The sequence below is a fragment of the Gemmatimonas groenlandica genome (assembly GCF_013004105.1).
Lineage (GTDB): Bacteria > Gemmatimonadota > Gemmatimonadetes > Gemmatimonadales > Gemmatimonadaceae > Gemmatimonas > Gemmatimonas groenlandica.
The window spans coordinates 2274810-2300230 of record NZ_CP053085.1 but is presented as its reverse complement, the minus strand read 5'-3'; the positions used below and the strand labels follow the sequence as shown (position 1 = coordinate 2300230).

General features: G+C 66.0%; 20 protein-coding genes. 10 read left to right on the top strand and 10 right to left on the bottom strand.

What is annotated here, in order from left to right; all coding sequences use genetic code 11:
- Positions 1-3: 3 nt before the first annotated feature.
- Positions 4-927 (bottom strand): M23 family metallopeptidase, encoded by a 924-nt coding sequence (locus HKW67_RS09710; RefSeq protein ID WP_171225199.1) that lies wholly within the window; start codon positions 925-927, stop codon positions 4-6.
- Positions 924-2081 (bottom strand): flavin monoamine oxidase family protein, encoded by a 1158-nt coding sequence (locus HKW67_RS09705; protein WP_171225198.1) that lies wholly within the window; start codon positions 2079-2081, stop codon positions 924-926. Before HKW67_RS09705 ends, HKW67_RS09710 begins: the two co-directional genes overlap by 4 nt.
- A 96-nt stretch (positions 2082-2177) precedes the next feature.
- On the opposite strand from HKW67_RS09705, the gene HKW67_RS09700 reads away from it, so the two are divergent.
- Positions 2178-2795, top strand: a complete 618-nt coding sequence (locus HKW67_RS09700; RefSeq protein ID WP_206044666.1) for a superoxide dismutase family protein — start codon at positions 2178-2180, stop codon at positions 2793-2795.
- An 8-nt stretch (positions 2796-2803) separates the two neighbouring features.
- Positions 2804-3475: a cyclase family protein gene (locus tag HKW67_RS09695; protein WP_171225197.1), complete on the top strand. Its 672-nt coding sequence runs from the start codon at positions 2804-2806 to the stop codon at positions 3473-3475.
- A gap of 7 nt (positions 3476-3482) precedes the next feature.
- On the opposite strand, the gene HKW67_RS09690 is transcribed toward HKW67_RS09695, so the two are convergent.
- Genes HKW67_RS09690 through HKW67_RS09680 form a run of 3 tightly spaced genes read right to left on the bottom strand, consistent with a single transcriptional unit; the run spans position 3483 to position 5731 of the window.
- Complete coding sequence (locus HKW67_RS09690; RefSeq protein WP_171225196.1) at positions 3483-4403, bottom strand: L-lactate dehydrogenase; 921 nt, start codon at positions 4401-4403, stop codon at positions 3483-3485.
- Between the two features lie 37 nt (positions 4404-4440).
- Entirely contained in the window at positions 4441-5367 is a 927-nt protein-coding gene (locus HKW67_RS09685; RefSeq protein ID WP_171225195.1) for an alpha/beta fold hydrolase, read from the bottom strand.
- Between the two features lie 13 nt (positions 5368-5380).
- The gene (locus HKW67_RS09680; RefSeq protein ID WP_171225194.1) at positions 5381-5731 is read right to left on the bottom strand and encodes a hypothetical protein; all 351 of its coding nucleotides are present in this window, start codon (positions 5729-5731) and stop codon (positions 5381-5383) included.
- A gap of 214 nt (positions 5732-5945) precedes the next feature.
- On the opposite strand from HKW67_RS09680, the gene HKW67_RS09675 reads away from it, so the two are divergent.
- Positions 5946-8339, top strand: coding sequence for a glycosyltransferase family protein (locus tag HKW67_RS09675; RefSeq protein ID WP_171225193.1), 2394 nt, complete (start codon positions 5946-5948; stop codon positions 8337-8339).
- Here HKW67_RS09675 and asd read toward each other — a convergent pair whose 3' ends face one another.
- Positions 8340-9185: an archaetidylserine decarboxylase gene (gene asd / locus HKW67_RS09670; protein ID WP_171225192.1), complete on the bottom strand. Its 846-nt coding sequence runs from the start codon at positions 9183-9185 to the stop codon at positions 8340-8342. It lies immediately after the preceding gene.
- A gap of 23 nt (positions 9186-9208) precedes the next feature.
- Here asd and HKW67_RS09665 point away from each other — a divergent pair, with 23 nt between their 5' ends.
- Positions 9209-10000 carry an energy transducer TonB gene (locus HKW67_RS09665; RefSeq protein WP_171225191.1) on the top strand — a complete coding sequence of 264 codons (792 nt, stop codon included), beginning with the start codon at positions 9209-9211 and terminating at the stop codon, positions 9998-10000.
- On the opposite strand, the gene HKW67_RS09660 is transcribed toward HKW67_RS09665, so the two are convergent.
- Complete coding sequence (locus tag HKW67_RS09660; protein WP_171225190.1) at positions 9997-10485, bottom strand: hypothetical protein; 489 nt, start codon at positions 10483-10485, stop codon at positions 9997-9999. The genes HKW67_RS09665 and HKW67_RS09660 overlap by 4 nt on opposite strands.
- A 204-nt stretch (positions 10486-10689) precedes the next feature.
- On the opposite strand from HKW67_RS09660, the gene HKW67_RS09655 reads away from it, so the two are divergent.
- The 4 genes from HKW67_RS09655 (at position 10690) to HKW67_RS09640 (ending at position 18448) form a co-directional block, all read left to right on the top strand.
- Positions 10690-11517 (top strand): hypothetical protein, encoded by an 828-nt coding sequence (locus tag HKW67_RS09655; protein ID WP_171225189.1) that lies wholly within the window; start codon positions 10690-10692, stop codon positions 11515-11517.
- Between the two features lie 9 nt (positions 11518-11526).
- Entirely contained in the window at positions 11527-12537 is a 1011-nt protein-coding gene (locus tag HKW67_RS09650) for an alpha/beta hydrolase (protein ID WP_171225188.1), read from the top strand.
- Between the two features lie 134 nt (positions 12538-12671).
- A complete protein-coding gene (locus HKW67_RS09645; RefSeq protein ID WP_171225187.1) occupies positions 12672-16835 on the top strand; it encodes a serine hydrolase in 4164 nt (1387 codons plus the stop codon).
- A gap of 71 nt (positions 16836-16906) precedes the next feature.
- Positions 16907-18448, top strand: coding sequence for an N-acyl-D-amino-acid deacylase family protein (locus HKW67_RS09640; protein WP_171225186.1), 1542 nt, complete (start codon positions 16907-16909; stop codon positions 18446-18448).
- Positions 18449-18458: 10 nt separating this feature from the next.
- Here the strand turns inward: HKW67_RS09640 and HKW67_RS09635 are convergent, their stop codons facing one another.
- Together HKW67_RS09635 and HKW67_RS09630 are read right to left on the bottom strand one after the other, a co-directional pair.
- On the bottom strand, positions 18459-19679 hold the full coding sequence (locus HKW67_RS09635; protein WP_171225185.1) for a methyl-accepting chemotaxis protein: 1221 nt from the start codon (positions 19677-19679) through the stop codon (positions 18459-18461).
- A 2-nt stretch (positions 19680-19681) separates the two neighbouring features.
- Positions 19682-20212: a PAS domain-containing protein gene (locus HKW67_RS09630; protein WP_171225184.1), complete on the bottom strand. Its 531-nt coding sequence runs from the start codon at positions 20210-20212 to the stop codon at positions 19682-19684.
- A gap of 162 nt (positions 20213-20374) precedes the next feature.
- Between HKW67_RS09630 and HKW67_RS09625 the strand changes: the two genes are divergently transcribed.
- On the top strand, positions 20375-23911 hold the full coding sequence (locus HKW67_RS09625; protein ID WP_171225183.1) for an amidohydrolase family protein: 3537 nt from the start codon (positions 20375-20377) through the stop codon (positions 23909-23911).
- A gap of 67 nt (positions 23912-23978) precedes the next feature.
- Here HKW67_RS09625 and HKW67_RS09620 read toward each other — a convergent pair whose 3' ends face one another.
- Positions 23979-24500, bottom strand: coding sequence for a pyridoxamine 5'-phosphate oxidase family protein (locus HKW67_RS09620; RefSeq protein ID WP_171225182.1), 522 nt, complete (start codon positions 24498-24500; stop codon positions 23979-23981).
- Positions 24501-24579: 79 nt separating this feature from the next.
- Here HKW67_RS09620 and HKW67_RS09615 point away from each other — a divergent pair, with 79 nt between their 5' ends.
- Positions 24580-25389 carry a hypothetical protein gene (locus HKW67_RS09615; RefSeq protein ID WP_206044665.1) on the top strand — a complete coding sequence of 270 codons (810 nt, stop codon included), beginning with the start codon at positions 24580-24582 and terminating at the stop codon, positions 25387-25389.
- Positions 25390-25421 lie beyond the last annotated feature (32 nt).

Sequence of the window (25421 nt, the reverse complement as noted above, 5' to 3'; positions counted from 1 at the left end):
CGCTCAGCGCGAACGCGCGAGCGAGCTGAGTCCCGCCGGATCCACGGTGATGGTGCCGTAGCGCGCAATGAAGTGCAGGTGCGGCCCCGTCACGCGACCCGTGGCACCGACGCGTCCGATCGTGTCGCCACGCGCGACGGTGTCACCGACCGACACCAGTTGTTTACTGAGATGCAGATACGCCGTGACGAGTCCTTCGCCGTGATCGAGATAAACCACGTTGCCGCCGAGTGTGAACGCATCGACGATGCGGACCACGCCGCGGTTGGCCGCGCGCACCGGCGCGCCCACCGCGCCGGCGTAGTCGGTGCCCATATGACGACTGGTCACGGCACCGTTGAAGGTGCGACCGCCGCCGAACGGACTTGTGATGCGCGACGGCCGCGGCGCGAGAAATGCCGTCGACCAGAGTCGCGGCGTGTCGTGCGCGTTTCGTGAGACGGCGGCCGCACGCTCGGCTTCCACGCGCATGCGTTCGGCCGTGGCCGAATCGGGTGGCGCGCCAAAGCGCGGTGCGACTCGCAGGCGCTCGAGCGTGTAGCTCCCGGCGGTCGTCACGATGCGCACGTTCCCCCACGCCTCGCCAGCACAGGGCCACGCCATCGTGATGCCGGTCGTGGAATCAATCGGCACCGCCGCGATGGCGATGGCCGAGTCACCGGTGACGCGGAAGTGCAGGGGCTCACCGGCAATGGTGGCGGTGAGTGCCGTCGTCAGTGCAGCGCGTGTAGCTGCAAGCGTGCGCGCGGAGGTCGTCACGCGAAAGAGCGAGCCAGCCTTCGGCGACGCCGGTTGCCAGACGAAGTCGGAGGGCGCTGGACAGGCCGTCGTGCGTTCACGAAACGCAGGGTCGCTCGAGAGCCACATCGCGACCAACAGCGCGGCGGTGTGCAGCGGGGCGGTGTGCAGCGGGGCAGACACGTTCACGACGACTCGGCGAAGGAGAGCACTGCGCGAGCGGCGCGCGAACCCGACGCCACGGCTCCATCGAGATACCCGCCACCAATCGCGGAGGTTTCCGAGCCGGCCCAGATGAGGCGACCATTCCATGCATCGCCGCTGAAAAGCGCATGCCCGTAGTCGGGATGCGTAGACGGCGGCATCTCGTCGAGCGGTCCGCAGCTGAGCGGATCTCGCGTCCAGTCATACTCGTCATAGCCTATGGCGTTGAGCGCTTCCTGGCCGAATAACCGAGACAGTTGGGCCAACACCGCTGTGCGGCGTTCGTCGAGGCTCGCGTCGCGGAATGCCCGTGCGGCGACAGTGGTGCGCGCTGTCACGAAGCCCATGAGCGCGTAGCCGGCCGACGATCCGTCGTGCGGCGCCATGCACGCGTCGTGAATTTCCTGCAGCGGTCCGCCCCAGCTCACGGCGTATCCCGAGCGCCCTGCGTGGCGCCAGAACGGCGTGTCGTAGGTCACGACGCACTTCATCGCATGACCCATCCACGTCACCGTGTCGGTGAGCGTCGCCCGCATCGCGTCGGAGAGCGGCGGCGCGAACAGGATGTCACGCGCCACGACCCGCGGCGGAGCGGCGACGATGACGCGACGGGCCGTTGCGCTGAAGCCAGTGCCGTCGATGGTTACGCCGTCGGGTTGCAGGGTCAGCGTGTGCACCTCCGCGTCGAGATGCACGGTGACCGGTGTCGGCCCGGTCTGCGTGGCGGCATACAGCGCCTGCGTGAGCGCCGTCATGCCGCCGGCCAGGCGATACGACGCGTCGGACTGTCCTGAAGCATCGAACGACTCCGGGGCGCGTCCGGCTCCGGCTTCGTACCTCGCGAGCCCGTCGCGGTGCTGCGCGAACACGGGGAGCTCGAAGCGCGCCACGAGCGCGCGAATGTGCTGCTGATGCGGCCAGAACCACGCGGGGCCGAGATCCAGCCAGGCGCGGTCGGCGAAGGGGGCGGCCGGGACGGTCAGCACGCGGCCGCCAAGGCGCGATCGGGCCTCGAACAGGGTCACGCGCTGTCCCGACGCCGCGAGCTGCCAGGCGGCCGTGAGACCGGCCAGACCGCCGCCTACAACGGCGACGTCGGCGTGGACGGGTATGGATGCTGGGAGGCGGCTGTCGTTCATCGGGCGGGCAAGCTACCGCAAGTCGGCTCGCCTAGCACGGCCCGTGCAGTAGACTTGTACCTCTGCCCCCATCTCCCAATCAGCCAGGACACGCCTATGCGCCCCCACTCGCCCCGCTTCGCCACCCGCGCCACCGCCGCGCTCGGTGCCGCGCTCCTCTTCGCGGCCTGCAGCAAAGCCGAGGATGCCTCGGCCAAGGATTCGGCCATGGCGGCCGATTCCGCCGCGTCGCTGACCCTCGACTCCACCGCGACGGCAGGTGCCAGCACCGGCGTGACCGCGAAGGTCGTCGATGCCGGTGGCCGTGAACTCGGCGTGCTCACGCTCGCCGACGCGGGTGCCGCGATTTCGGTGGATGGCACGTTGCGCGGCCTGCCACCGGGCGTGCACGGCATGCATATCCATGCGGTCGGCCGTTGCGACGCTCCTGATTTCGCCAGCGCCGGACCGCACTGGAGCCCGACGCCCAAGCAGCACGGCAGCACGAACCAGGCTGGCCCGCATCACGGTGACTTGATGAATCTCACGGTCGGTGCCGACAGCAGCGTCGTCGTGAAGATGTCGACGCCGGCCGGTTCGCTGCGCGGCGAAAACCCGCTGCTCGACGCCGATGGTGCGGCCATCGTGATTCATGCGACCGCCGACGACTACAAGACCGATCCGTCGGGAAACTCGGGCGCGCGCATCGCCTGCGGCGTGGCCTCCGGCTCCTGAGCACGCCCATGCACACGCTGGTAGACCTGAGCCACGCGATCGAAGATGGTGTGGTGTACTACAAGGGTCTGCCAGCGCCGGTCATCTGCGACTACCTGAGTCGCGACGCGTCACGTGCGCTGTACGAGCCAGGCACCGAGTTTCAGATCGGTCGGGTGGAGCTGATCACGAACACGGGTACTTATATCGACTGCCCGTTTCATCGCTATGCCGACGGACGCGACACGGCGTCCATGCCGCTCGAGCGGTTCGTCGATCAACCCGCTCTCGTGGTGCGAGCGACCGAGCGTGATGGACGCGCGATCGATGTGGCGCAGCTGTCGGCGCTGCTCTCGCGGCCCGACGTGCGCGGCAAGGCGGTACTGGTGCATACCGGCTGGGACGCGCACTGGGGCACCGACGCGTACTTCGAGGGGCATCCGTATCTCACCGAGCAGGCGGCAATCTGGTTGCGTGAGGCCGGCGCGGTATTGGTCGGCATCGACTCGTTCAACATCGACAACACCGACGGCGGCTCGCGCCCGGTGCATACGGTGTTGCTGCGCGAAGAGATCCTGATTGCCGAGCATCTGTGCAACCTGCAGTCGCTGCCCGACGCCGGTTTCACCTTCACGGCCGTGCCGCCCAAGCTTGTCGGGGTGGGGACCTTTCCCGTGCGCGCTTTCGCGACGGTCGGCTGATAAGCCCCTAGGCGTCGCGCACACTCGCGTATGCATCGCGCAGCACCTGCGCCGAATGCTCGAGGCGCTCGCGTTCCTGCGGTACCATCGCGGGTTCGAGCACGAGCTCGGCGCCGCCGCTGCCCACGATGGTCGGCATCGACAGCGCCACATCGCGGACGCCAGACGCGCCCTCGTGCCAGCGTGACACCGTCAGCACGCGTCGCTCCCCGCGCAGCACGGTTCGGAGTAAGGTCGCCGTGACCAATCCGATCGCGTGATTCGTCGCGCCTTTACGCTTGATGATCTCGTAGGCGGCGGTGCGTACCTCGTTGGCCAGCGACGATTCGCGGTCGGCACTCCATCCTGGCCACTGCGCCAGCGGCACTCCGCCGATCTGCACACCGGACCAAAGCACCACCTCGGAGTCGCCGTGTTCGCCGACCACCTGCGCATGCACCGAGCGCGGATCGAGGTCGAGGGCGCGCCCGAGTGCTTCGCGGAGTCTGGCCGTATCGAGCATGGTGCCGGTGCCGATCACGCGAGCGGGCGGCAGCCCCGAGGCTTCCAGTACCACGCGCGTGAGTACGTCGACCGGATTGGTGACGACGACAATCACACCGCGCGCAGCCGAGAGTCGCGCGCCGAGTTCACGCGCGAGTATCGCGTTGTCGCGCAACAGGGCCAGTCGCGATTCGCCCGGCTTGCCGTTGCGCCCGGCCGCGATCACGACCGCGTCGGCGTCGATCATCTCCTCGATCGACGCCGTGCGCACGGTGGCGCCCGGATAGAACGAACTCCCCTGCGCGAGATCCATCGCCTCCCCCTCGGCGACCTCGGTGCGCGCATCGTACAGCAGGAGCTCGTCGGCCACGCCCAGCTGCAGCGTGGAAATGGCGACGCTCGATCCTACCCAGCCGGTGCCGATGATGGCGACGCGTCGAGCCATGGAATCTTCTCAGTGGGAGAGGCGGTGCGACACCCGCTTAGTTCGCGCCCCTGAGAAACCGGAGCAACGGAACCAGCGACGCGTCGGGGGACTCCTCGAACGGCAGATGTCCCACGTTGGGCAGCGGGACAAGCGTCGCATGCGGCAGCGCCTTCGTGTAGTCGGCGGCGTTGCTGAAGGGGATCATCGCGTCCTGCTGCCCCCACAACAGCAACGTTGGTGCCTGAATCTTTTGGAGCTGCGGCACGGGATCGGTCAGGATCGTCTGACGCATGCGCTGCAGCATCGCGTCACGGGCGCCCGGCGCGAGCATGAGGTCGTAATAGCGCGTCGCCAGACTGTCGGTCATGGTGCGGCGATCGGCATAGGCCGGTTCGAGACTCATGCGCAGCAACGGCATCGGCATCACGTACCGCATCATCGACAGCGCGAACGGTACCTCGGCGGGCTTCCCATACTCGAAGCCCGGACTCGCGAACCCGTCGGGCGAGATCAGCACCAGCTTCTCCACGCGCTCGGGATAGCGGGCGGCGAACGACCAGGCGATGCGGCCGCCCATCGAGTTGCCGATCAAGGTGGCGCGCCGCAGCCCAAGCGTGTCCATGAGCGTGGCCAGCAGCTGCATGCTGCGCATGTCGGCGTAGTCGCCGGTGGGATCAGGGGCGCTCAGGCCGCTGCCGGGCAAGTCGAAGCGAATCACACGATACGTGCTGTCGAGCGCGCGGGCCCACGGTTCCCACGTGTGCAGGCTCGAGCCGAAGCCGTGCAGCAGGATCAGCGCCGGCGCATCACGTGGTCCGGTATCGCGCACGTGCAGCGACGTACCTTCGATCGTGCGCAGGTCGCCGGGGCTCGCCAGGTAGCGGGCGCGCAGCGTGTTCTGATCGGCATCGGGGGTGTACAAGGCAACGCCGGCGGCGATGATGGCAACGGCGACGGCGGCTGCAAGAATGCGTCGTATCATAGTGCGGCGGAACTTACTCCACGCGCCACACGCGATTCCACCCGTCGGCGAAGGCATAGCAGCCGCAGCGAGCCACCCAACGTGCTGCCACACGCTGTCGCCGCTCGTGGCAGGTGCCGGCGAAGTTGCAGACCATGTCGGTCACGATGAGATCGCGCTGCGACTGCACCGGGGAGAGCGTGGAGTCGATGACCCAACGCGGCTTCTCGGCCGTCGGCGTCCAAGTCAGGCGACGCGGGGCGCGATCGGAGGCGCGATCGGAGGCGCGATCGGAGGCGCGATCGGGGGCACTGGAGCTCGGGCTGACGGAGACGCCGGAGCGGGCCAACGGGGCGTCGGCCACGCGGTAGGGCAGGTACCCCATTCTCGGCTCCCCCCGTGGAAGAGGACGAGAGGTCAGGCCTCCGATCGGCTTGGGCGCCGGTGCGGGCGGTCCGAATGCCTGTGGCCCCACGCTGCCCACGAGTGGCCGACTTTGGCCACCCAGCGAGGCGGCGGTCATGAGCCAAAGCGCGAAAACGGCGGCCGGTGGAGGGTAATGCATAGATGAATCATATATGGCGGTCTACTTTTCCCCGATGCCTTCCGCCAATTCCACGATTTCGACCTCGCCGAGCGCGGCTTCGCCGAGCGCCGGGCCGACGCGTTCGTATACGCTCGACCACACGCTTGCCTTTGCGCTTTGTCTTGGCGCGGCGATGCTGTTGCTCTGGCCGCTCCTCACCGGACAGATGCTGTTCGGCGGCGGTCGCTCCGACATGTTCATCGCCGGCTACTCGTTCCGGTTGTTCGGCGCCGAGTCGTTCCTGAAAGACGGCGCGATTCCGCAGTGGAATCCGTATCTGTTCGGCGGTCTGCCGTACATCGCGGCCATGCACGGCGACATCTTCTATCCGACCGCCTGGCTGCGATGGATCATGCCGGTGGACGTGGCGATCACGCTCGGCATGGCGATCCACTTCGTGTTGACCGGCTGGTTCACGTATCGCTTCTGTCGCTCGCTCGGACTCTCGTGGAATGCGAGCGTGATCGCGGGTGTGGCGTACGAACTCACGGGCATCGTGGCGTCGCAGATGAGTCCGGGGCATGACGGGAAGTTGTTCGTGTCGGCACTGACGCCGCTGGCCTTCTGGACGCTGCTGCACGCCATTCGTCATGCGAAGTTGTGGTGCTACGGTGCGTTTGCGTTCGTGGTCGCACTCATCGTGCTCGGCCACTATCACATGGCGTATTTCCTGTTGTTGGCGCTTGGCTTGTGGGCGATTTACCTCGCTTTCTTCGACGCGGAGCGGCCAGCTGATCTGAATCCGTGGAAGGCGCTCGGCTTCTCGGCGATCGCAGTGGCGGTCGGTGGCGGGATCACGGCATTACAGGTGATGCCGTTCCTCGAGTACATCCCGTTCTCGCCGCGCGCCGAAGGCGGTCCGGACACGGGATGGGAATTCGCGACCAGCTACGCGCTGCCGCCGTCGGAGATCTTCACGCTGCTCTTGCCGCAGTTCAACGGCGTGCTCGACCAGTACTGGGGACAAAATGCGATCAAGTTCCACACCGAGTACATGGGATTCCTGCCGCTCGCGCTAGCGGCGCTGGCGCTGGGTGACACGGCGCGTCGTCGGTTCGTGATTGCGTTCGGCATTGGCGCGCTGTTCTTCCTGATGCTGTCATTCGGCGGTTACACGCCGTTCTATCGTCCGTTCTACGAGCTGTTGCCGCTAGTAAAGAAGATCCGCGCGATGGGCATGGTGTTCTATCTGCCGGCGTTCATGCTGTGTGTGCTGGCGGGCGTTGGCTTCGATCGACTGCTGGCGCGGGCGGTGCCGATGCGCACGGTGTTGATCGTGGTGGGTGGCGCCGTGGCGTTCGCGCTGCTGGGTACGGTGGGTGGGTTGCAGGGGCTCGCCGAATCGTTGGCGATCCCTGAGCGGATCGATGCGGTGGCGGCCAACGCGCCGTATCTGCAGAGTGGCGCGCTGCGGTTGCTGGTATTCGTGGTACTGGGCGGCGCGGTGCTCTGGGCCGTGGCGGCGGGTCGCATCGGGGCGCGCGTGGCCACGGCGGCGCTGGTGGCGATCGTAGGGCTCGACCTGTGGAGCGTCGACAAGCAGTTCTACACCTTCTCGCCGCGTGCCAGTACGCTGTTCGCGGATGATGCGGTCACGACGTATCTGAAAAAAGTGCCGGCGCCGTACCGCGTGATCGACGGCGGCAACAGTTACGGGCAGTCGATCCTGATGGCGTATCGCATTCCGAACGCGATGGGGTACCACGGATTCCAACTGCGTCGCTACAACGAGTTGGCGGGAGCAAAGGAAGGATTCCGCAACCTGCTCACGCCGAACATGTTCGACCTGCTGTCGGTGCGCTACATCATTCTCCCCGACACGCAGCCGGTGCCCGGCTTCCATCAAGTCGTGCCGCCGTCACCCACGGCGTTCGGCACGACGGCCACGCTGTACGAGAGCGACGTCACGCCGGCGTATGCGCGTGTGCTGCCCGTGTCTGCCAAGCTCACCGAAGAGCAGGGGCTGGCCACGGTGATCGATCCGCGCTTCCCGATCAGCAACGTGGCGCTGCTGCCCGATACGTCCACGGCCACGTCGCCGAACGCCACGCCGCCGTTCCCCACGCCACAGGTGAAGGCGACCGTGACAGAGTGGAGCGCGGGCAAGATGCGCATCGCGCTCATTGGTGCCGACGCGGCCACCAGTCAGTTGCTGGTGTCGGAGAATTGGTATCCCGATTGGCACGCCGAAGTCGATGGCAAGCCGGGCATCGTGCGTCGCGCCGACCACACGTTGATCAGCGTGGATGTGCCGCCGGGTGCGAAGGACGTCCGGTTGTGGTTCGACTCGCCGACCTACGCGCGCGGCAAGATGATCAGTGTGATCTCGTTGCTGCTCGCGGCGGCGATGATGTTCGTGCCGATGTTCATGACTGGCGGCAGGAAGAAGACGGCGAAAGCCGCGTAATTACGGTCGGCTTCCCATCGGTTCACCCATGCGCACGGGCCGTTCGGCGGCCCACTGCGCGGTGAACGCGACGGTCTTCGGTGGGAAGAGCATCACCACCGTAGAGCCCAGCAGAAATCGTCCCATCTCGTCGCCCTGGGCGAGATGGATGGACTGGTCGGTGTAGTGCCACTCGCGCACCGTGCCCGGGCGCGGCGGGTTCACGATACCGTGCCACACCGTGGCCATGCTGCCTACGATCGTGGCGCCCACCAGCACCATCACGAACGACCCGTGCGCGCCCTCGAACACGCACACCACGCGTTCGTTGCGCGCGAAGAGTCCCGGTACGCCGCGCGCGGTGGTGGGATTCACCGAGAACAAGTCGCCCGGCACGTGGATCATGCGCACCAGGCGACCATCGCACGGCATGTGAATGCGATGGTAGTCCTTGGGACTCAGATAGATCGTGGCGAAGTCGCCGTTGGCGTAGGGCGCGGCCAGTGCAGCATCGCCACCGATCAACGCCGTGGTAGAGTAGCTGTGCCCCTTCGCCTGAAAGATCTGATCGCCGGTGATGGGGCCGAGCTGACTGATCGCGCCGTCCACCGGGCACACGAACTCGGCTTCGGCGATGGGTCGTGCGCCGGCCTTCAGCGCGCGCGTGAAGAAGTCGTTGAACGTGGCGTACGTGGTGATGTCGGGTTCCGCCGCTTCGCTCATGTTCACGCCGTACTTGCCCACGAACCAGCGGATCACCGAGGTCGTCTGTTCGCCGCGCTTGGCCCGCGCGAAGGCGCCGGCCAGCGACGTGAGGGCCTGCTTGGGCAGCAGGTACTGGGCGATGACGAAAAGAGGCGAGGACACGGGACAGAATGTAACGTACGGTCATGAAATATTGGCCCTATTCCGTTCTCGCGGCGGCATTGTTGATTACGGCCGCGTCCGCATTCCCCGACAGGCTCTCCGCTCAGGTCATCGCCGGCCGCGTGACCGACGACCGCACGATGAAGCCGGCCGTCGACTACGTCGTGCGCCTCGTGCAAATGGCGGACACCGGCCTGGTGGCGCTCGACGAAGCGACCACCGATACCAAAGGGCAGTTCACCGTGGTCGCGCCGAGTGCGGGGAGCTACGTGCTGTCGTTCGGGCGGACCGCGCCGCGCGTGCATCGCGTACCGGTCGAAGTGGCAGCGGGAGTCGCGCCGGCGCCGAAGGATTTCCCGTTGCCGATTCAGCGCGAGTCGGATACGCGGCCGTACGTGGATGTGGATGTGGACTCCGTACTTCTGCTGCAGCGCGGTTCCGCCGGCATTATGTATCCGCAGGCCAAGCGGGAAGCGATGGAGGGGGGCTCGTTGTTCGCCATGTTCGTGGTGGACACGACGGGACACGTTGAGAAGAACACAGTGCGTCTCTTCTCCGGGACGCACGCCGACTTTACCAATGCTGTGAACGAGTGGATGAGTAAGGCATGGTTTCGACCGCCCACCATTGGCGGTGTGCTGGTCCGCCGGCATGTGTGCCTCCCGCTGGTCTTCCGGCCCAGCACCGCAGGACGGCGAGTGGTCGCCAGTACGCCGCCACGCATCCCGGCGGCGGGGCTCTCCAACTCTGCCAGAGAGCTCTGTGCGCGTGCCCTCGAGAGCAACGCGACCATGACCGTCTTTACGCTCCGCTAGAAGTAGTTGCTCACGTACGCGAAGTTCGAGTCGGTCACGAACATCTCATAGAACCAGTACGGATTACTCATGCCGGCGTTGAGCAGGTAGCGATTCGGCGAGAGGCGAAAGACCACAATGCCAGGCAGTTGCGTGCGAAGTGCCTGGCGCTTCCGCGAGTCGGCCGGTTCGCTCAAGTTCGCGTAGGCGACAATGGCCGCCGCGCACGTGCTCGAGTCGGTCACGGCGACCACGTTCGCCGCACGCAGTCCCGTCAGGCCGAACCGGCTGAGGAAGTTCACATTTGCCGTGTCGGTGTTCGTCGGATCGAACCGCTCCTGAATCCGCGAAAGCGTGGACGCATGGAACTGGGGGTGCGTGGAACAGGGGTCGCTGGGCGAGACGCGCGTGGGCAGGAGCGCTTTCGTCGCGTGCATGGCCGCTCCCGCCGGCGCCACCGCCACGCCGATAAAGAGCACAAGCGCTCGAAGATCCAATCCGGTCATGGGAGTTTCGTGAGCGTGAGTGGCGTGGGGTCTGCGACGACGCGCCGCTTCGGACTCACGGGCGACGTGCGCTTGAATCCATATTAACGCCGTGCCCGGAGGCACGTTTATCACCGCGCGAACCGTATCCATCACGAGCTGGCCGTTCGCGCGAAGGCAGCGTGGCCGTTCGCGACACGCCGGCGAACGCGCTATCGTTCTCGCATGCCCTTCCGCCGCATCCAATCATTGCGTCCCGAATCGCGGCGGCTCGCCGTCGCCAGCCTGGGTGCCGCGTTCGGCGCGCTGTCCGCCCACGCGCTCCCGGCCCAGGTCGTCGCCGGCCGCGTGACCGACGACCGCACGATGAAGCCGGCCGTCGACTTCGTCGTGCGGCTCGTGCAGATGTCCGACACCGGCCTCGTAGCGCTCGACGAGTCGACCACCGATACCAAAGGGCAGTTCACCGTGGTCGCGCCGAGTGCGGGGAGCTACGTACTCTCGTTCGGGCGGACCGCGCCGCGCGTGCATCGCGTACCGGTCGAAGTGGAAGCGGGCGTGGCGCCGGCGCCGAAGGATTTCCCGTTGCCGATTCAGCGCGACTCGGATACGCGGCCGTACGTCGATGTGGATGTGGACTCGGCAGCCATTATGCCGGTCGGTGCTCGGGGCCCTGCGTTCCCGGACAATCGGCGAGCGATTGATGAGCGAGGTTCTGTGTTCGCCATGTTCGTGGTCGACACGATTGGCCGGCTCGAAAAGAACAGTCTGCGTCTGTTTGCAGGCACACACGCGGACTTCGTGCATTCGGTCGAACGGTGGCTAGAGGTCGGGAAATTCCGCGTCTCGCACGTGGGCAACGTCCCCGTGCGGCGACAAGTCTGTCTGGCCGTCGCGTTTCAAGTCGAGAACAACCCGCGTCAGCCGCGCCGACTCTCCAAGCCGGACGTGCCACCCGCAGGACTTGCGAACTCGTCTAGAGCATTGTGTTCGCGCGCGGTCGAGGGGCCGGGGATGATGACCATCACGGCCAATCCAGCGCCATCGCGCTAGAATAGCCGCATGCGCCGATCCCTCGCGTTCGCCCTACGCCTCCTGTTTCTCGCACTCTGCCTCCCCGCGACCGCCACCGCGCAGGGGCGTATTCTCGTCGACACCATCCGCTCGAAGGCCATCGCCGGCAACGCCATCGGCGACACGCCGAATCGCGAAGTGTTCGTCTACACGCCGCCCAGCTACGACCGCACGCCCAACCGCCGCTTTCCCGTGTTGTACCTGCTGCACGGCTTCACCTCGCATCCCCGCGAGTGGCTCGACGGATCGTATCAGGGACTCGACCTGCAGAAGACCATGGACAGTCTCTGGCGCGTGGACGCCGGCGACTTCCTGGTGGTGATGCCGAACGCCGACAACGCGATGGGCGGCACCTTCTACGTGAACTCGGCCGCCTTCGGCAAATGGGACGACTTCGTGTCGCAGGAACTGGTGCAGTACATCGACGCGCGGTATCGCACGCGCACCGATCGCGCGTCGCGTGGACTGGCCGGTCAATCGATGGGCGGCTTCGGCGCACTGTATCTCGCGCAGAAGCACAGCGACGTGTTCGGCTCGGTGTACGCCATGAGCCCGTGCTGCACGGGCATGGTGGGTGAACTCGCCCCGACGAGTGAGGTGTGGCGCTACCTGCGTGACTCCACACTCACGCCGCCACCAACGATGGCCGGCAGCGTACGCCTCGCACGCACGATGACCGCCGCGTTCGGCGCGCCGTACGACAAGGCCGGGGCGTGGTCGCCGTTTCTGCCCGTCGACATACTTACGAAAGATGCCTCCGGGCTGCGCCGCAGCTGCGCCGTGGTCCTCGAGTACGGGCTCGATGATGCGATCGCCAGTGTGCCGTTGGGATCGCGCGCCTACGCCGACGGACTGGCGCGCGCGAAGATTCCGTATCGGCTCGATGCGTTCGCCGGTGGGCACACCGATCGCACGCGACAACGGTTCGAACAGCGCGTGTTGCCGTTCTTCGCGCAGCAATTCTCCGGCGCGGCGCCGAGCGGGAGTTGCACGCCGTAGGCTGGACACCGTGAACGGTCTCCGCGGCATGACGTCAGACCTCGCGGCCTGGTGACAGACTCGTGATGCGCACACGGGCGCCGTACTTTGGTCCCATCCGCTCTCTTTCGCGTCCGACGCCAGCACCCCGCCGCATGAGCCATCGCCGTCGCTCCTTCGCCGCCACCGGCGTTACGCTGGCCAGCACGTTGTTGGTCAGTAACGTCGCCGCCCAGACACCCTCGACGCCGCCAACACGTTCGGTGGCCTTCACCACCACTGAAGGCACTTGGGTCTCGCTCGATGTCACCCGTGATGGCCGAGCGCTCGTGTTCGAGTTGCTGGGCGACATCTACCGGGTGTCGGTGGACGGGGGACGCGCGCAACCGCTGATCATCGGCCGCGCCTTCCAGTCGCAACCACGGCTTTCTCCCGACGGCTCGCAGCTCGTCTTCATCAGCGACGAAACCGGCTCCGACAATGTCTGGATCGCTTCCACCGACGGCCGCAACGCGCGCGCGGTGACGCAGCTTCCCCGCGCCGGCATGCAGTCGCCGGCATGGGCCACCGATGGGCGGTCGATTGTCGTGACCGTGACCGATCCGCATGTCACGCGTACCGCTGAACTGTGGCGCTACGACGTGGCCAGCGGTCAGGGTACCCGACTCGTGCCCAACGGCAACGGCCCGGCGCAACCGCTGGTCTCCTCACCGGCGCCGGGCCCGTATAGCGCCTGGCCCACCCCCGATGGCGCGAGCCTGTTGTTCACCGCGGTCACGCCGCGCCCGTATGGCAGCCGCAACGGCGCTACGAGTGCACTCATGCGCGTCCCCGTGAGCGGCGGGGCCGCCGAACCGATGGTGGTGGAAGGGCTGCCAGCCATGAAGCCCATGCTCTCCCCCGACGGGAGCACGCTCGTGTACGGCACCGTCCGCGAAGGGAAAACCGGCCTCCGTCTGCGCACGCTCGCCACCGGCGCCGAGCGATGGCTGGCGTACCCGGTGGATCGCAATCAGCTCGAAGCTCGCGCCTCCCGCGACGTGCTCCCCAACGCCGCGTTCTCCCCCGATGGACGCTGGCTATACGCGGCGTTCGGCGGCAAGATCCACCGGCTGGGGGTGCAGGACGGCAGTGATACCGCCATCCCCTTCTCCGCTGATGTCGCGCTGGAGGTCACCCCAACGCTGCACTTCCCACAGCGGCTGGCCACCGGGCCGGTGCGCACACGCCGGGTGCAGCAGCAGACCACCGCGCCCAACGGATACGTCGCCTTTTCGTCACTGGGGCGCATATGGATTGCCGACCTCACCGGCGCACCGCGCCGTCTCACCGCCACGGCGCGCGCCCGGGAATTCATGCCCGCCTGGTCCCCCGACAGCCGGTGGGTAGCCTTCGTGACCTGGGATGAAACTGGCGGCGCCCTCTGGAAAGCCCGCGCCGACGGCCGCGAGGCGCCGGTGCGTCTCACGACCGCGCCCGCGTGGTGGGCTGACCCTGCGTGGACGCCGGATGGTCGCACGATCATCGCCAGCACCGCGCCACTCCGCGCCACGCTCATGGCGCCGCCCGGCGCGCTTCCCCCAGACGCCCAACGCGCCGAAGTGCCCGCGACCGGCGGCCCCGTGCGCATCACCGGACCGGTGCCTCGGCCATCGGCCGCGGCGCCGACGCTCGGAGCACCGCTCCCCGTGCCGGCAACGCCGGCCGCCTCGGCGCGCACTTTCGAGGTGTCGCTGCCACGCGCGACCACGACCGGCACCATCGTGCTCCGCGGCGCGACGGTCATCACGATGCGCGGCACCGAAGTGCTCCGTGATGCCGACGTGATCGTCACCGACGGACGCATCGCGAGCGTGGGCGCGCGGAGTGCGACGACCACGCCCGCCGGCAAAACCGTGATCGACGTGACCGGCAAGTACATCGTGCCGGGCTTCATCGACATCCACGCGCATTGGGGCGGTGCCGGCGCCCTGTTGCAGCCCGAGTCCACCAACGGCTTCGCCAACCTCGCGATGGGGATCACCACCATCCGCGACCCGCAGGTCACGCCAGACATCTTCGACATCGCCAACCTCGTAGAGGTCGACGGTGTCCCGAGCCCACGCGTCTTCTCCACCGGCCCCGGCATTGGCGCCGGCACCAACTTCCAGTCGCTCGACGACGCCCGTCGCCTGTTGCGAATGTACCGCGACGACTACGGCACGGCGTACCTCAAGTCGTATCAAACGGGGACGCGTCAGCAGCGACAGTGGCTAGTGGAAGCCGCGCGCGAGCTGGGGCTGATGCCCACGACGGAAGGCGGCGCCGACGGCAAAGAGGACCTGACGCACATCATCGACGGCTTCAGCGGGCTCGAACATGCGATCCCGGAAGCACCCATCCATGATGACATCGTGCAACTGATGTCGCGTACCGGCATCACCAACACGCCCACCCTCGTGGTGGCGTTTGGTGGCGCGCTGCCGATCTATAGGTTGCTCGCCGAGGAACGGCCGCACGAGGATCCACGCATCAACCGCTGGTTCCCAGACGGCGCGCTGTTTCAGCGAACCTCCACGCGCTTGCTCTGGTTTCCGCCCGAAGAGTTCAACGAGCGCGAAGCGGCGGCCGGTGCGGTGGCTGTCCTGCGTGCCGGTGGCCACATCGGACTTGGCGGGCACGGTGAAGTGCAGGGGCTCTCCAATCACTGGGAGATGGGCTTGCTCGCCGATGGCGGCATGTCGCCGCACGAGGTCCTGCGCGTGGCTACCATCGAAGGCGCGCGTGCGATCGGACTCGACGCCGACCTGGGGTCGATTGAATCCGGGAAGGTCGCCGATCTGGTGGTACTCGACGCCAACCCGCTGCAGTCCATTCGCAACAGCCGCGCCATCGCGTATGTCATGAAGGGCGGCACGCTGTATCGCAGCAGCACGCTGGAGCGCGTTTGGCCGAACCCGGCACCACTCGTGCTGCCATGGTCGCTGCGCCGTGAGATGCTGCCGGCGGCCGCCGCGGTGGATACGCTGGTGCGACGCACGATGGAAACCGCTCGCATTCCCGGACTCGCGATCGCCGTGGTGCGTCGCGGCGAGCTGCTGGTGTCCCGTGGCTTCGGTGTGGCCGAACTGGAGAACCGTGCGCCCGTTACCGATGCCACGATGTTTCAATCGGGTTCGCTGGCCAAACAGTTCACCGCGGCCGGTGTGCTGTCGCTGGTCGAGGAAGACAAGATCGCGCTCGACAGCTCCGTGCGGCGTTATCTGCCCGAGGTGCCGGCCAGCTGGCAGCCCATCACCATCCGGCATCTGCTCAGTCACCGCGGCGGTGTTCCCGACTACACCAGCGATCGTTTTGATTATCGCAAGGACTACGGCGACGCCGAGTTGATCGCGATGGCGTCGGCGTTGCCGCTCGAATTCCCCGCTGGCACCCGCTGGAATTATTCGAATACCGGCTACGTGTTGCTGGGCATTATCGTGACGCGCGTGACGGGACGTCCGTATGACGAGTTTCTCCGCGAGCGGATCTTCACGCCGGCCGGGATGCCCACGATTCGCGTGATCACCGAAGCCGATGTCGTGCCGAATCGCGCGCACGGCTACCTGCTCACCGCCTCGGGGTGGGAACATGCCGCATGGGTCGCCCCACGACTGAATACCACGGCCGATGGATCGATGCTCGTCTCGCTGCGCGACCTCATCGCGTGGAACGAGGTGGTGAGCACACGACGAGTGCTGCGCCCGGAAAGCTGGACGCTGATGCTGTCGGCCAGCCGTCTTCCCAGTGGACGCGACTATCCCTACGCCCTCGGCTGGTTCCTGGGCGAGGCCGGCGGACATCCGATGCAGGAGCATGGAGGGACGTGGCAGGGATTCGTGTCACAGTACACGCGCTTCCCAGATCAGGACCTGGCCGTCATGGTACTCTCGAATGCTCGCGCCATGGCACCGGCCACGCTCGCCATGCAGGTCGCCGCGCTCTACGACTCGTCGCTGGTGCCCACGCGGCCACCCACTGCCGCCATTCCTGATCGCGAGCCGCAGGCCACGGCCGCCGTTCAGGCCATCCTCACGCGCGTTGCCGCCGGATCGCTGGCGCTCGATGATTTCGAAGTCGTGCGACAAACCATTTTCCCGCGCATGCGCGCCGCCCTCACCGCGACCGTGCAAGGGAAAGGCCCGCTCACCCGCCTCGAGCTGCTGGCGCGACGCGTGGTCGGTGACGATGTCGAACGACAGTACTTCGCCTGGTTCGGCACACAACGTTTCCGCGTGCTCGTCACCTTGGGACCGCTTGGGAAATTGACGGGATTGCGCATTGCGCCTGAGCAGCCGTGAGCATCGCACCCGTTGCAGGTACATCGCGCCACGGGCGTCGCGGCCGGACTCTCGTTGCGCTTCTGACCGCGATGAGTACAGCCTGTGGCCCGGCGGCACCGACGTACGATCTGCTGCTCGCCGGTGGCACCGTGGTCGATGGTACCGGCGCCCCGCGCCGCGTAGCGGATGTGGCGATCCGCGGCGATCGCATCGTAGACATCGGGGCATCGCTTCCGCGGCGTGGCGTGGCGCGCGTGATAGATGTGAGCGGACAGATCGTGTCGCCGGGCTTCTGGGACAATCACGCCCATCTCGTCACGCTCGCGGATCATGCGCTCGCCGAGAATTTCGTGCGGCAGGGGATCACCACCGTGCTGGCACCGCTGCATTCGCAGGATCAGCCATTCCCGATGGATCAGTATCGGGCACAGGTGAAGATGGCGCCGAATGTGGGGCTCTTCGCCGGTCACACGTGGATCCGGAAGCGCGTTATGGGTCTCGCCGACCGCGCGCCCACTGCGGCGGAATTGACGTGGATGCGCGCGTTGGTGGACTCCGCCATGACACAGGGCGCCCTCGGGCTGTCCACTGGACTGGAGTACGTGCCGGCGACCTATGCGAATGTCGACGAGGTGGCGGCGCTTGCCGAAGTGGCATCACACTACGGCGGGATCTACGTGACCCATCTGCGGGACGAAGGACCGGCGGTGATGGACGCGCTGCACGAAACGCTCGAGGTGGGGCGCCGTGCGCGGATCCCGGTGCAGGTCAACCATCTCAAGGTGACCGGTGCGGCGCAGTGGGGATGGAGTACGCGCATGCTGTCGCTGCTCGATTCCGCACGAAATGCAGGGATGGAGGTGGCCGTCGATGTGTATCCGTATACTGCGTACAGCACCTACTCCGACCTGATGTTTCCGCCGTGGGCGTTGGCCGATGGAGCACCGGCGTTCGCCGAGCGTGTGGCAGACCCGGCCACCCGCGCTCGGCTCGTGCAGGAGATGCGCGTCCGCTTTCCGCAGCAGGCTGGCGCTGAGCCGTCGTCGATTCAGTTTCGTGAAGTGTCGTTCGATGCCTCGCTCGCGGGGAAGACGCTGGCCGACTATCTCGTGGCCGCCGGACAGCCAGTCACGCTCGACGCAGCCGTCGAGGCATTGATCGCGTTGCAATTGCGCGGTGGCTTCATCGGGATCTTTCACGGTATGGACGACGCCGATGTGGCGCGCTTTCTCACGCACCCGGGCACCATGCTGGAAACCGACGGGGATCTCGTGACCTTTGGGCGAGGCTTTCCGCACCCACGGAGTTACGGGTCCTTTCCGCGCGTGCTGGGGACAAACGTGCGCGAGCGGAAACAGCTCACCCTCGAAGCGGCGGTGCAGCGCATGACCTCACTGCCTGCGCAGTGGCTCGGCATTCGCGATCGCGGCACGCTCGCCGTTGGCCAGCGAGCCGATATCACGGTGTTCAACGCCGGACAGATCGCCGATCGGGCGACGTACACCGCGCCGCATCACTGGCCCGACGGGATCCAACTGGTGGCGGTGAACGGCACGGTGGTGTTTGAAAACGGGCGCATGACCGGCGCGCTCCCGGGTACGTTCCTCGCTCGGGTGCGCGCCGCGCGTTAGCCAATCCGTTTCAGCCGGTGCGAATCACGTTCAGGAACTTGTCGACTTCAGCTCGCATGCGATCAGCCATGAGCGCGAGGTCGTCGGCGGCGCCGAGCATCTGACCCGCCGCATCGCTCGTTTCGCGGATGGCCGTTGATACCGTGGTGATGCTCTGCGCCACGTCACGCGTGCCGAGCGCGGCTTCCTGAATGTTCCGGCTGACCGAGTCGTTCGCCTGCCGCTGTTCCACGACCGCGCCACACACCGCCGACGACAGATCGTTGACGCGCCGCACCGTCGTGCCGATGCCTTCGATCGACTGTACGACGTCGTCGATGGCCGATTGGATCGTGAACACCTGCGCTTCGATCTCGCCCGTCGCTTCGCCGGCGCGGCCAGCAAGATTCTTGACCTCTCCGGCAACTACCGCAAATCCGCGCCCCAATTCGCCAGCGCGCGCCGCTTCGATGGCCGCATTGAGCGCCAGCAACCGCGTCTGACTCGAGATGTCGTTAATCAACTTGACGACCCGGGTGATCTGGGCCGACGCCTCGGCAAGGGTGCGAACTTTGTCGGTCGTCGATTCCGAGGCGACCACGGCGGTCTTCGAGATCTTCTGCGTTTCGAGCGCCTGGCGTTCGATCTCCGTAACGGTCACCGTGATCTCTTCGGCGGCTGCGGCCACCGAGTCGATGCCGCGACTCGCTTGTTCGGCGGCCGCCGCCACCGACGTGCTGTGTTGCGACGCGCTGTCGGCGGCGTATGAGAGACCTTGAGCAGTGGAACGTGCGCCGGTTGCAGCGGTGGCGAGATCATTCACGACGCCCTTGATGGCGACTTCGAACGTGTCGGCCAGCAGCAGGCGCGCCACCTCGGCATCCTTCAGCTGTCCGGCAGTGCGCGCCATCTGATCGTTGGCCGTGTTGATCACGACAGCCGCGTCACGATACGTGCCGAGCAGTCCGCGTGAGAGCACGCGACGGTAGAACTTGCCTTCGGAGGCATGCTGCAACGATGCGGTGCTCTCACGCACAAACGCATCCGAGAGATCGAGCAGGTGATTGACGGACTGGGCGAGCTCGCCGAGCGGACCCGCCGGGTCGATGCCCATGGCGCGTGGCTCGAGGTTGCCTGTGGCGGCCTGTTGGGCCACGAGGGTGATGGCCTTGATGCCTGAACGGTAGATCGCCAGTTCAGCTTGGAGCGCTTCGACGTCGGTGGCGACGTCCGGTGTGTATGCGGTAGTCATGATTACAGGCTCCAGATCCACTCGTCGTAAGTCTTGCTCTGATCTCGCAGCGCGTTGTCCAACTTGGCGGCAGAGGCGGCCAGTCCTGCGGGTCGGTCCAGCTGTCGGCGCTCTTCGGCGAGGAGCACGTCATAGAGCGGCAAGACCTTCGCGATCTTGTCGCGGTCTGGCACGCGGCGGCTCGAGTGAAAGCCGATGATCGATCCATCAGAGCCGCGCGACGGCGTCATGTGCGCCAGGACCCAGTAGTTATCGCCGTTGCAGGCCAGATTGTTCACGTAGGCGAAGATCTCGTGCCCGCCGAGCAGGCGATCCCACGCAAACTTGAAGATGGCGCGTGGCATGTCCGGATGGCGGATCATGCTGTGTGGCGCGCCAATGCAGTCCTCCTCGGCGTACCCCGACACCCGCAGAAACACGTGGTTGGCATACGTGATCTTGCCGGTGACATCAGTTTTGCTGACGATGATCTCGTCTTCACCGAACACGCGTTCGCGGCCGGTTGGCGTAATGGTGGATCGAGCGAGTCGCATCGGGAGGCACCTCAGGTAGGGACGAATGGGGCGTTAGGTAGAGGTAACGGTCCCTCCTGTGTCGTTCTTCATAGGGGAATGCCTGACACGAGACGGTCCGGCGGGCCGGACGGTAGCGTATCTTTCACGATCCCCCTTTTTCCTCTCGTCGGAGACGCTCGCGTGACGCATCGCCTGCCGCACCGCCGTACCTCACGTTTCGTCCCGCTCGCGGCATTGGCGCTGGTTGCGTCGAGCGCGCTGCCGGGCGAGTTGTTGCACTCTCAGGAGGCGCCGGCGTCGGGCGCCGAGACGCTGCCGCTCAAGACGGCACGAACGCACACCTTCACGACCACCAAGGGCAGCTGGTTGTCGCTCGACGTGTCGCCGGACGGCTCGCAGATCGTGTTCGATCTGTTGGGCGACCTGTACGCGATGCCGATCGCTGGCGGCAAAGCCACACGCCTGACGAGCGGCATGGGCTTCGACGCGCAGCCGCGATTCTCACCCGACGGCAAGAGAATCGTGTTCATTTCCGACCGCTCCGGCGGCGAGAACGTGTGGATCCAGTCGCTCGACGGCAAGGACACGACGCAGGTCACGAAGGGCAACAACAACATGTACGTATCGCCGGAGTGGACACCGGATGGTGCGTACGTGGTGAGCTCGCGCAGCAGCGGACTGGGCGGCGCGGCAAAGTTGTGGATGTACAACGTGAATGGCGGCAATGGTCTGCCGCTCACGACCGAGCCTACGCTACCGGCTACGCAGAAGCTGCTTGGTGCCGCCTTCGGCAAGGACCCGCGCTACATGTGGTTTGCGGCGCGCACCGGCGATTGGCAGTACAACAGCATCGGCGCGCAGTTCCAGTTGTATGTGTGGGACAAGGAAACGGGCCGTGTGTCGCAAACGACGACGCGCTTCGGCTCGGGCTTCCGGCCTACGCTGTCGCCTGACGGCAAGTATCTCGTGTACGCTACTCGCTTCGAAACGAAGACGGGGCTGCGCATTCGCAATCTCGACACGCAGCAGGAAGAATGGCTGGCGTTTCCCGTGCAGCGCGACGATACCGAATCGCGCGCGCCGATGGATGCGTATCCGGGCTTCAGCTTCATGCCCGATTCGAAGTCGGTGGTCGTGTCGTACGGCGGCGAGATCTGGCGGGTGCCCGTCGACAAGTCGGCACCGGTCAAGATTCCGTTTGAAGCGGAAGTGAAGCTCGAGATGGGTCCCGAAGTGAAGTTCGCGTGGAAGATCGATACGGCGGCCACGTTTACGTCGCGTCAAGTGCGTGACATTCAGCCGTCGCCCGATGGCAAGCAGTTGGCGTTTTCGTCCTTGGGGAAGGTCCACGTGATGGCGCTGCCTGGTGGAACCCCCACGCGCGTCAGCAAGGGCGGCACCGGTGAGTTCGGCCCCGTGTGGTCGCCCGATGGCAAGTCGCTGGCATGGGTCACGTGGGACGACGCGGCCGGCGGGCAGATCGTGCGTGCGAACTTCGACGCGAAGAAGGGCTGGACCACGCAGACGCTCACCGCGTCGGCAGGCTTGTACACCGATCTCGCGTGGTCGCCGGCGGGCGATCGCATCGTGGCCATGCGGGCGGCGGCGCGCGAGATGCAGGAAGCGGGTGCGGCATTCTTCGGTCCCGCGGCCGCCGACATTGTGTGGCTGCCAGTCACCGGCGGCACGCTCTCGGTGATCATGCCGAGCGGCGGATTGGGCACGCCGCACTTCACGAAGGACGCGACGCGCATCTTCGCGTACGGTCGCGCTGGTCTGCAGTCGTTTCGGTGGGACGGCACTGATATCAAGACGCATCTGAAGGTGACGGGTCCGTTGCCTCCGGGGGCTGGTGGGGAGCCGGGCCTCGACGCCGCACTCGTCGAGAAGGAATCGCGGCACTACATCGGTGGTCGCGCGGCACGACCGTTGGGAACGGAGACGCATCTCGATCCGGCCGAGCCCACGCCGCCGCAGCCGCCGCCAGCGTCGTTGGTGCTGATGGCGCCGAGTGGTGATCAAGCGTTGGCGATGGTAGGCATGGATCTCTACACCATCACGGTGGCACAGGCGGGCGCTGTGGCGCCCACGGTCAACGTGTCGATGCCGGCCGCAGCCTCAGTGCCGGTGAAGAAGCTGAACACGATCGGAGGCGAGTTCCCAACGTGGAACAGCACCGGACGCGTGGTGCACTGGGCCCTCGGCAATTCGGTGTGGTCGTACGACCTCGATCGCGCCAAGGTGGCCGAAGATTCGGCCAAGGCCGATGCTCGCGTGAAGGCGCGCCTGCGGGCCGACACCACGAAGTCGGTGAAGGACAGCATCATGCGCGCCGACTCGATCGCGAAAACCGACACCACGAAGAAGAAGCCGCTGCCCGCCTACACGCCGGCGGAGATGAAGATCACGGTGATGGCACCGCGGGACCTGCCGCGCGGCGTGGCGGTATTCCGCGGGGCGAAGGCGATCACGATGAAAGGCCAGGAGATCATCGAGAACGCGGACATCGTGGTGCGTGACAGTCGCATCGTGGCCGTCGGCGCGCGCGGCAGTGTGACAATCCCCGCCGGCGCACAGATCTTCGACGTGAGCGGCAAGACGATCATGCCGGGTATGGTGGATACGCACTACCACCCCCAGTGGCTCACGCCGCAGATCCACAATACGCAAACCTGGCAGTATCTCGCCACGCTGGCGTACGGCACGACGACGACGCGCGATCCGCAAACCTCGAGCACCGACTTCCTGGCGTATACCGATCGCGTGGAGTCTGGCGAGATGATCGGTCCTCGCATTTATACAACGGGACCCGGCGTGTTTTCCGCGGAGCCGGTGCGTGACTACGCACATGCGAAGGACATCATGACGCGCTACGCCAAGTACTACGATACGAAGACGCTCAAGATGTACATGAGCGGTAATCGTCAGCAGCGGCAATGGTTGATCATGGCGGCGAAGGAGCTCGGCATCATGCCGACCACCGAAGGCGGCCTCGATCAGAAGCTCAACCTGACGCACGGTATCGACGGCTATCCGGGCATCGAACACACGCTGCCGATCACGCCGAAGTTCGAAGACATCTTCGAGTGGTACAAGGCGACGCAGGTGACCAACTCGCCGACGCTGATCGTCGAGTACGGCGGTCCGTTCGGTGAAGGCTGGTTTTACCAGACGGAAGATCTGATCAACGACGTCAAGCTTCGTCGGTTCACGCATCCGGTCGATTTCGACGGCAAGGTGCGTCGTCGTGGTGCCGGCAACGCCCCCGGGCCGGCCGGCTTCGCCGTGAAGGAGGAGTACGCGATGTGGCAGCACGCCGAGGACATCGCGAAGACGGTGGCCGCGGGCGGTCGCATAGGTGTCGGCAGCCACGGCCAGTTGCAGGGACTGGGCATGCACTGGGAGCTGTGGCTCATTCAGTCGGGCGGACTTTCCACGCACGATGCGCTCCGCGCGGCCACGATCGTGGGCGCCGAGGCGATCGGACTCGGCAGCGAGATCGGCTCGCTCGAGGCCGGCAAGTTTGCCGATCTGATCGTGCTCGATCGTGATCCGCTGGTGAACATCCGCAACAGCAACAGCGTGTCGATGGTGATGGTCAACGGTCGCTTATTCGATGGCAACACGCTCGACGAGGTGTATCCGCGAAAGAAGCCGCTCGTGCGTCAGCCGTGGAGCTACACCGTGCCGACGGCGGCGGCGGGCATTCGGCAGTAGGGGCGCATACCTACCGATCGCACAGAGCCCCATCGCCACACGGCGATGGGGCTCTGGTGTTTTCAGGCTAGAGCGAAACCGACTTCACGCTGCCAAGCTCAGGGCGTTCACCGGTGATTCTCCCCTTGATGAGTTCGAAGAGAATCTCGGGCTTCGACTTCTCCCGCTTCATGTAGATCACGCTCTCTGCGTTCACCAGAATGAGCGCCAGTCGCGGATCATCGGGCCCACCGTTGCGCACGTCGTCGAGCTCGCCGAACCACATTTTCCAGTCGGGCTGGTAGAGCTCGCGAATCTTGGCGCGGTCGGTGGAGATGGTGGCGGATCCCGATACCGAGACCCATTCGTAAGACTTCGTGCTGAAATAGCTGAGGTTGATCAGCGGGTGCTCGTCGAGCTCGTCGATCTTGTTCGATTCGATATCGGTCACGAACCAGAGGTCGGCCACCGGGTTCCGCTTCTGCGTGGCCATCGGTCGCGAGACCAGCTGCCCGTCGTCGCGCTGCGTGACGAACATCGCGGTTTCGATGCCTTCGACCAGGTCATATAGTTCGTCGATTCGCTTCTGCTGTTCGTTCTGTTCGCTCATGTCAACTCCCGGAAATGTTCGAATGAGGTGCTCCGTACAGTGCAGAGCAGGTGCCGTGCCGCTCTTGGCCATTTGGGCCATGCTCGTCAGCGCGATTGCACCGGTGCGGGCACAATCCGGTACACGTGTGTCGACGGTCACCGGATGCTGGAAGGCGTCGCGACCGCTTGGCCCGACGGGCGGGGCACTGTCCGTTCCGCGGGACGCGCCGTTCACGTCGATCGTGCTGCGGGACAGCGGTCGCGTCGTGTTGCCGCTGCTCAACGACCGCGAGCGCGCGATGTGGGAGGCACGAAGCTACTGGAGTGCGAGCGGCGACTCCGTCGATCTCACGATCTTCACGGGGCTCCAGGGGTGGCGCACTCGACTGTCTACCCGTGCGCTGCCGAACGCCATGGCGGGTACAGCCACGTATCTCACCGACGTCATCGTAGCCAACGCGGCTCCGCTGCAGGTGGCAGTAACGCTCTCACGCGCGCCGTGTCAGGCGGACTGGGCCACGCTGCCGATCACGACGCGCATCCCGCGCAGCTGGGAACGTGGTCAGCAACCGTACTTCGAGTTCCAAGTGGAACGGGCGGCGGCGCTGGCTACCGGTGTGAAACTGCCGAAAGGTGTACGGTCGATGCGCGCGCTCGGGCGCAACGAGACGTCTGATGCGCGCGCCGATCGGCCGGAGATCGTGGTGGCGATGTTCATCGTTGAGTCGAATGGACGCGCGGACACGAGCTCGCTCAAGCTGCTCTATGCCGACGGCGCGCCTGGCACGGCCCGCGCACGTGATGCGGTCGCAGCAATACTGGCTTCGCTGCGATTCACACCGCCTATGGTGGGCGGGCAGGCGGTGAATCAGCTGGCGACGTGGCGGATTGAACTTGTCAAGAAATGATCACGCAGGGATGCAGAGTGCGCAGAGCACGC

Coding starts and splice junctions, on each gene's coding strand:
- HKW67_RS09705 (WP_171225198.1), bottom strand. CDS start 2,081: ATGAACGACAGCCGCCTCCCAGCATCCATACCCGTCCACGCCGACGTC.
- HKW67_RS09700 (WP_206044666.1), top strand. CDS start 2,178: ATGCGCCCCCACTCGCCCCGCTTCGCCACCCGCGCCACCGCCGCGCTC.
- HKW67_RS09695 (WP_171225197.1), top strand. CDS start 2,804: ATGCACACGCTGGTAGACCTGAGCCACGCGATCGAAGATGGTGTGGTG.
- HKW67_RS09690 (WP_171225196.1), bottom strand. CDS start 4,403: ATGGCTCGACGCGTCGCCATCATCGGCACCGGCTGGGTAGGATCGAGC.
- HKW67_RS09685 (WP_171225195.1), bottom strand. CDS start 5,367: ATGATACGACGCATTCTTGCAGCCGCCGTCGCCGTTGCCATCATCGCC.
- HKW67_RS09680 (WP_171225194.1), bottom strand. CDS start 5,731: ATGGGGTACCTGCCCTACCGCGTGGCCGACGCCCCGTTGGCCCGCTCC.
- HKW67_RS09675 (WP_171225193.1), top strand. CDS start 5,946: ATGCCTTCCGCCAATTCCACGATTTCGACCTCGCCGAGCGCGGCTTCG.
- HKW67_RS09665 (WP_171225191.1), top strand. CDS start 9,209: ATGAAATATTGGCCCTATTCCGTTCTCGCGGCGGCATTGTTGATTACG.
- HKW67_RS09660 (WP_171225190.1), bottom strand. CDS start 10,485: ATGACCGGATTGGATCTTCGAGCGCTTGTGCTCTTTATCGGCGTGGCG.
- HKW67_RS09655 (WP_171225189.1), top strand. CDS start 10,690: ATGCCCTTCCGCCGCATCCAATCATTGCGTCCCGAATCGCGGCGGCTC.
- HKW67_RS09650 (WP_171225188.1), top strand. CDS start 11,527: ATGCGCCGATCCCTCGCGTTCGCCCTACGCCTCCTGTTTCTCGCACTC.
- HKW67_RS09645 (WP_171225187.1), top strand. CDS start 12,672: ATGAGCCATCGCCGTCGCTCCTTCGCCGCCACCGGCGTTACGCTGGCC.
- HKW67_RS09640 (WP_171225186.1), top strand. CDS start 16,907: ATGAGTACAGCCTGTGGCCCGGCGGCACCGACGTACGATCTGCTGCTC.
- HKW67_RS09635 (WP_171225185.1), bottom strand. CDS start 19,679: ATGACTACCGCATACACACCGGACGTCGCCACCGACGTCGAAGCGCTC.
- HKW67_RS09630 (WP_171225184.1), bottom strand. CDS start 20,212: ATGCGACTCGCTCGATCCACCATTACGCCAACCGGCCGCGAACGCGTG.
- HKW67_RS09620 (WP_171225182.1), bottom strand. CDS start 24,500: ATGAGCGAACAGAACGAACAGCAGAAGCGAATCGACGAACTATATGAC.
- HKW67_RS09615 (WP_206044665.1), top strand. CDS start 24,580: ATGCTCGTCAGCGCGATTGCACCGGTGCGGGCACAATCCGGTACACGT.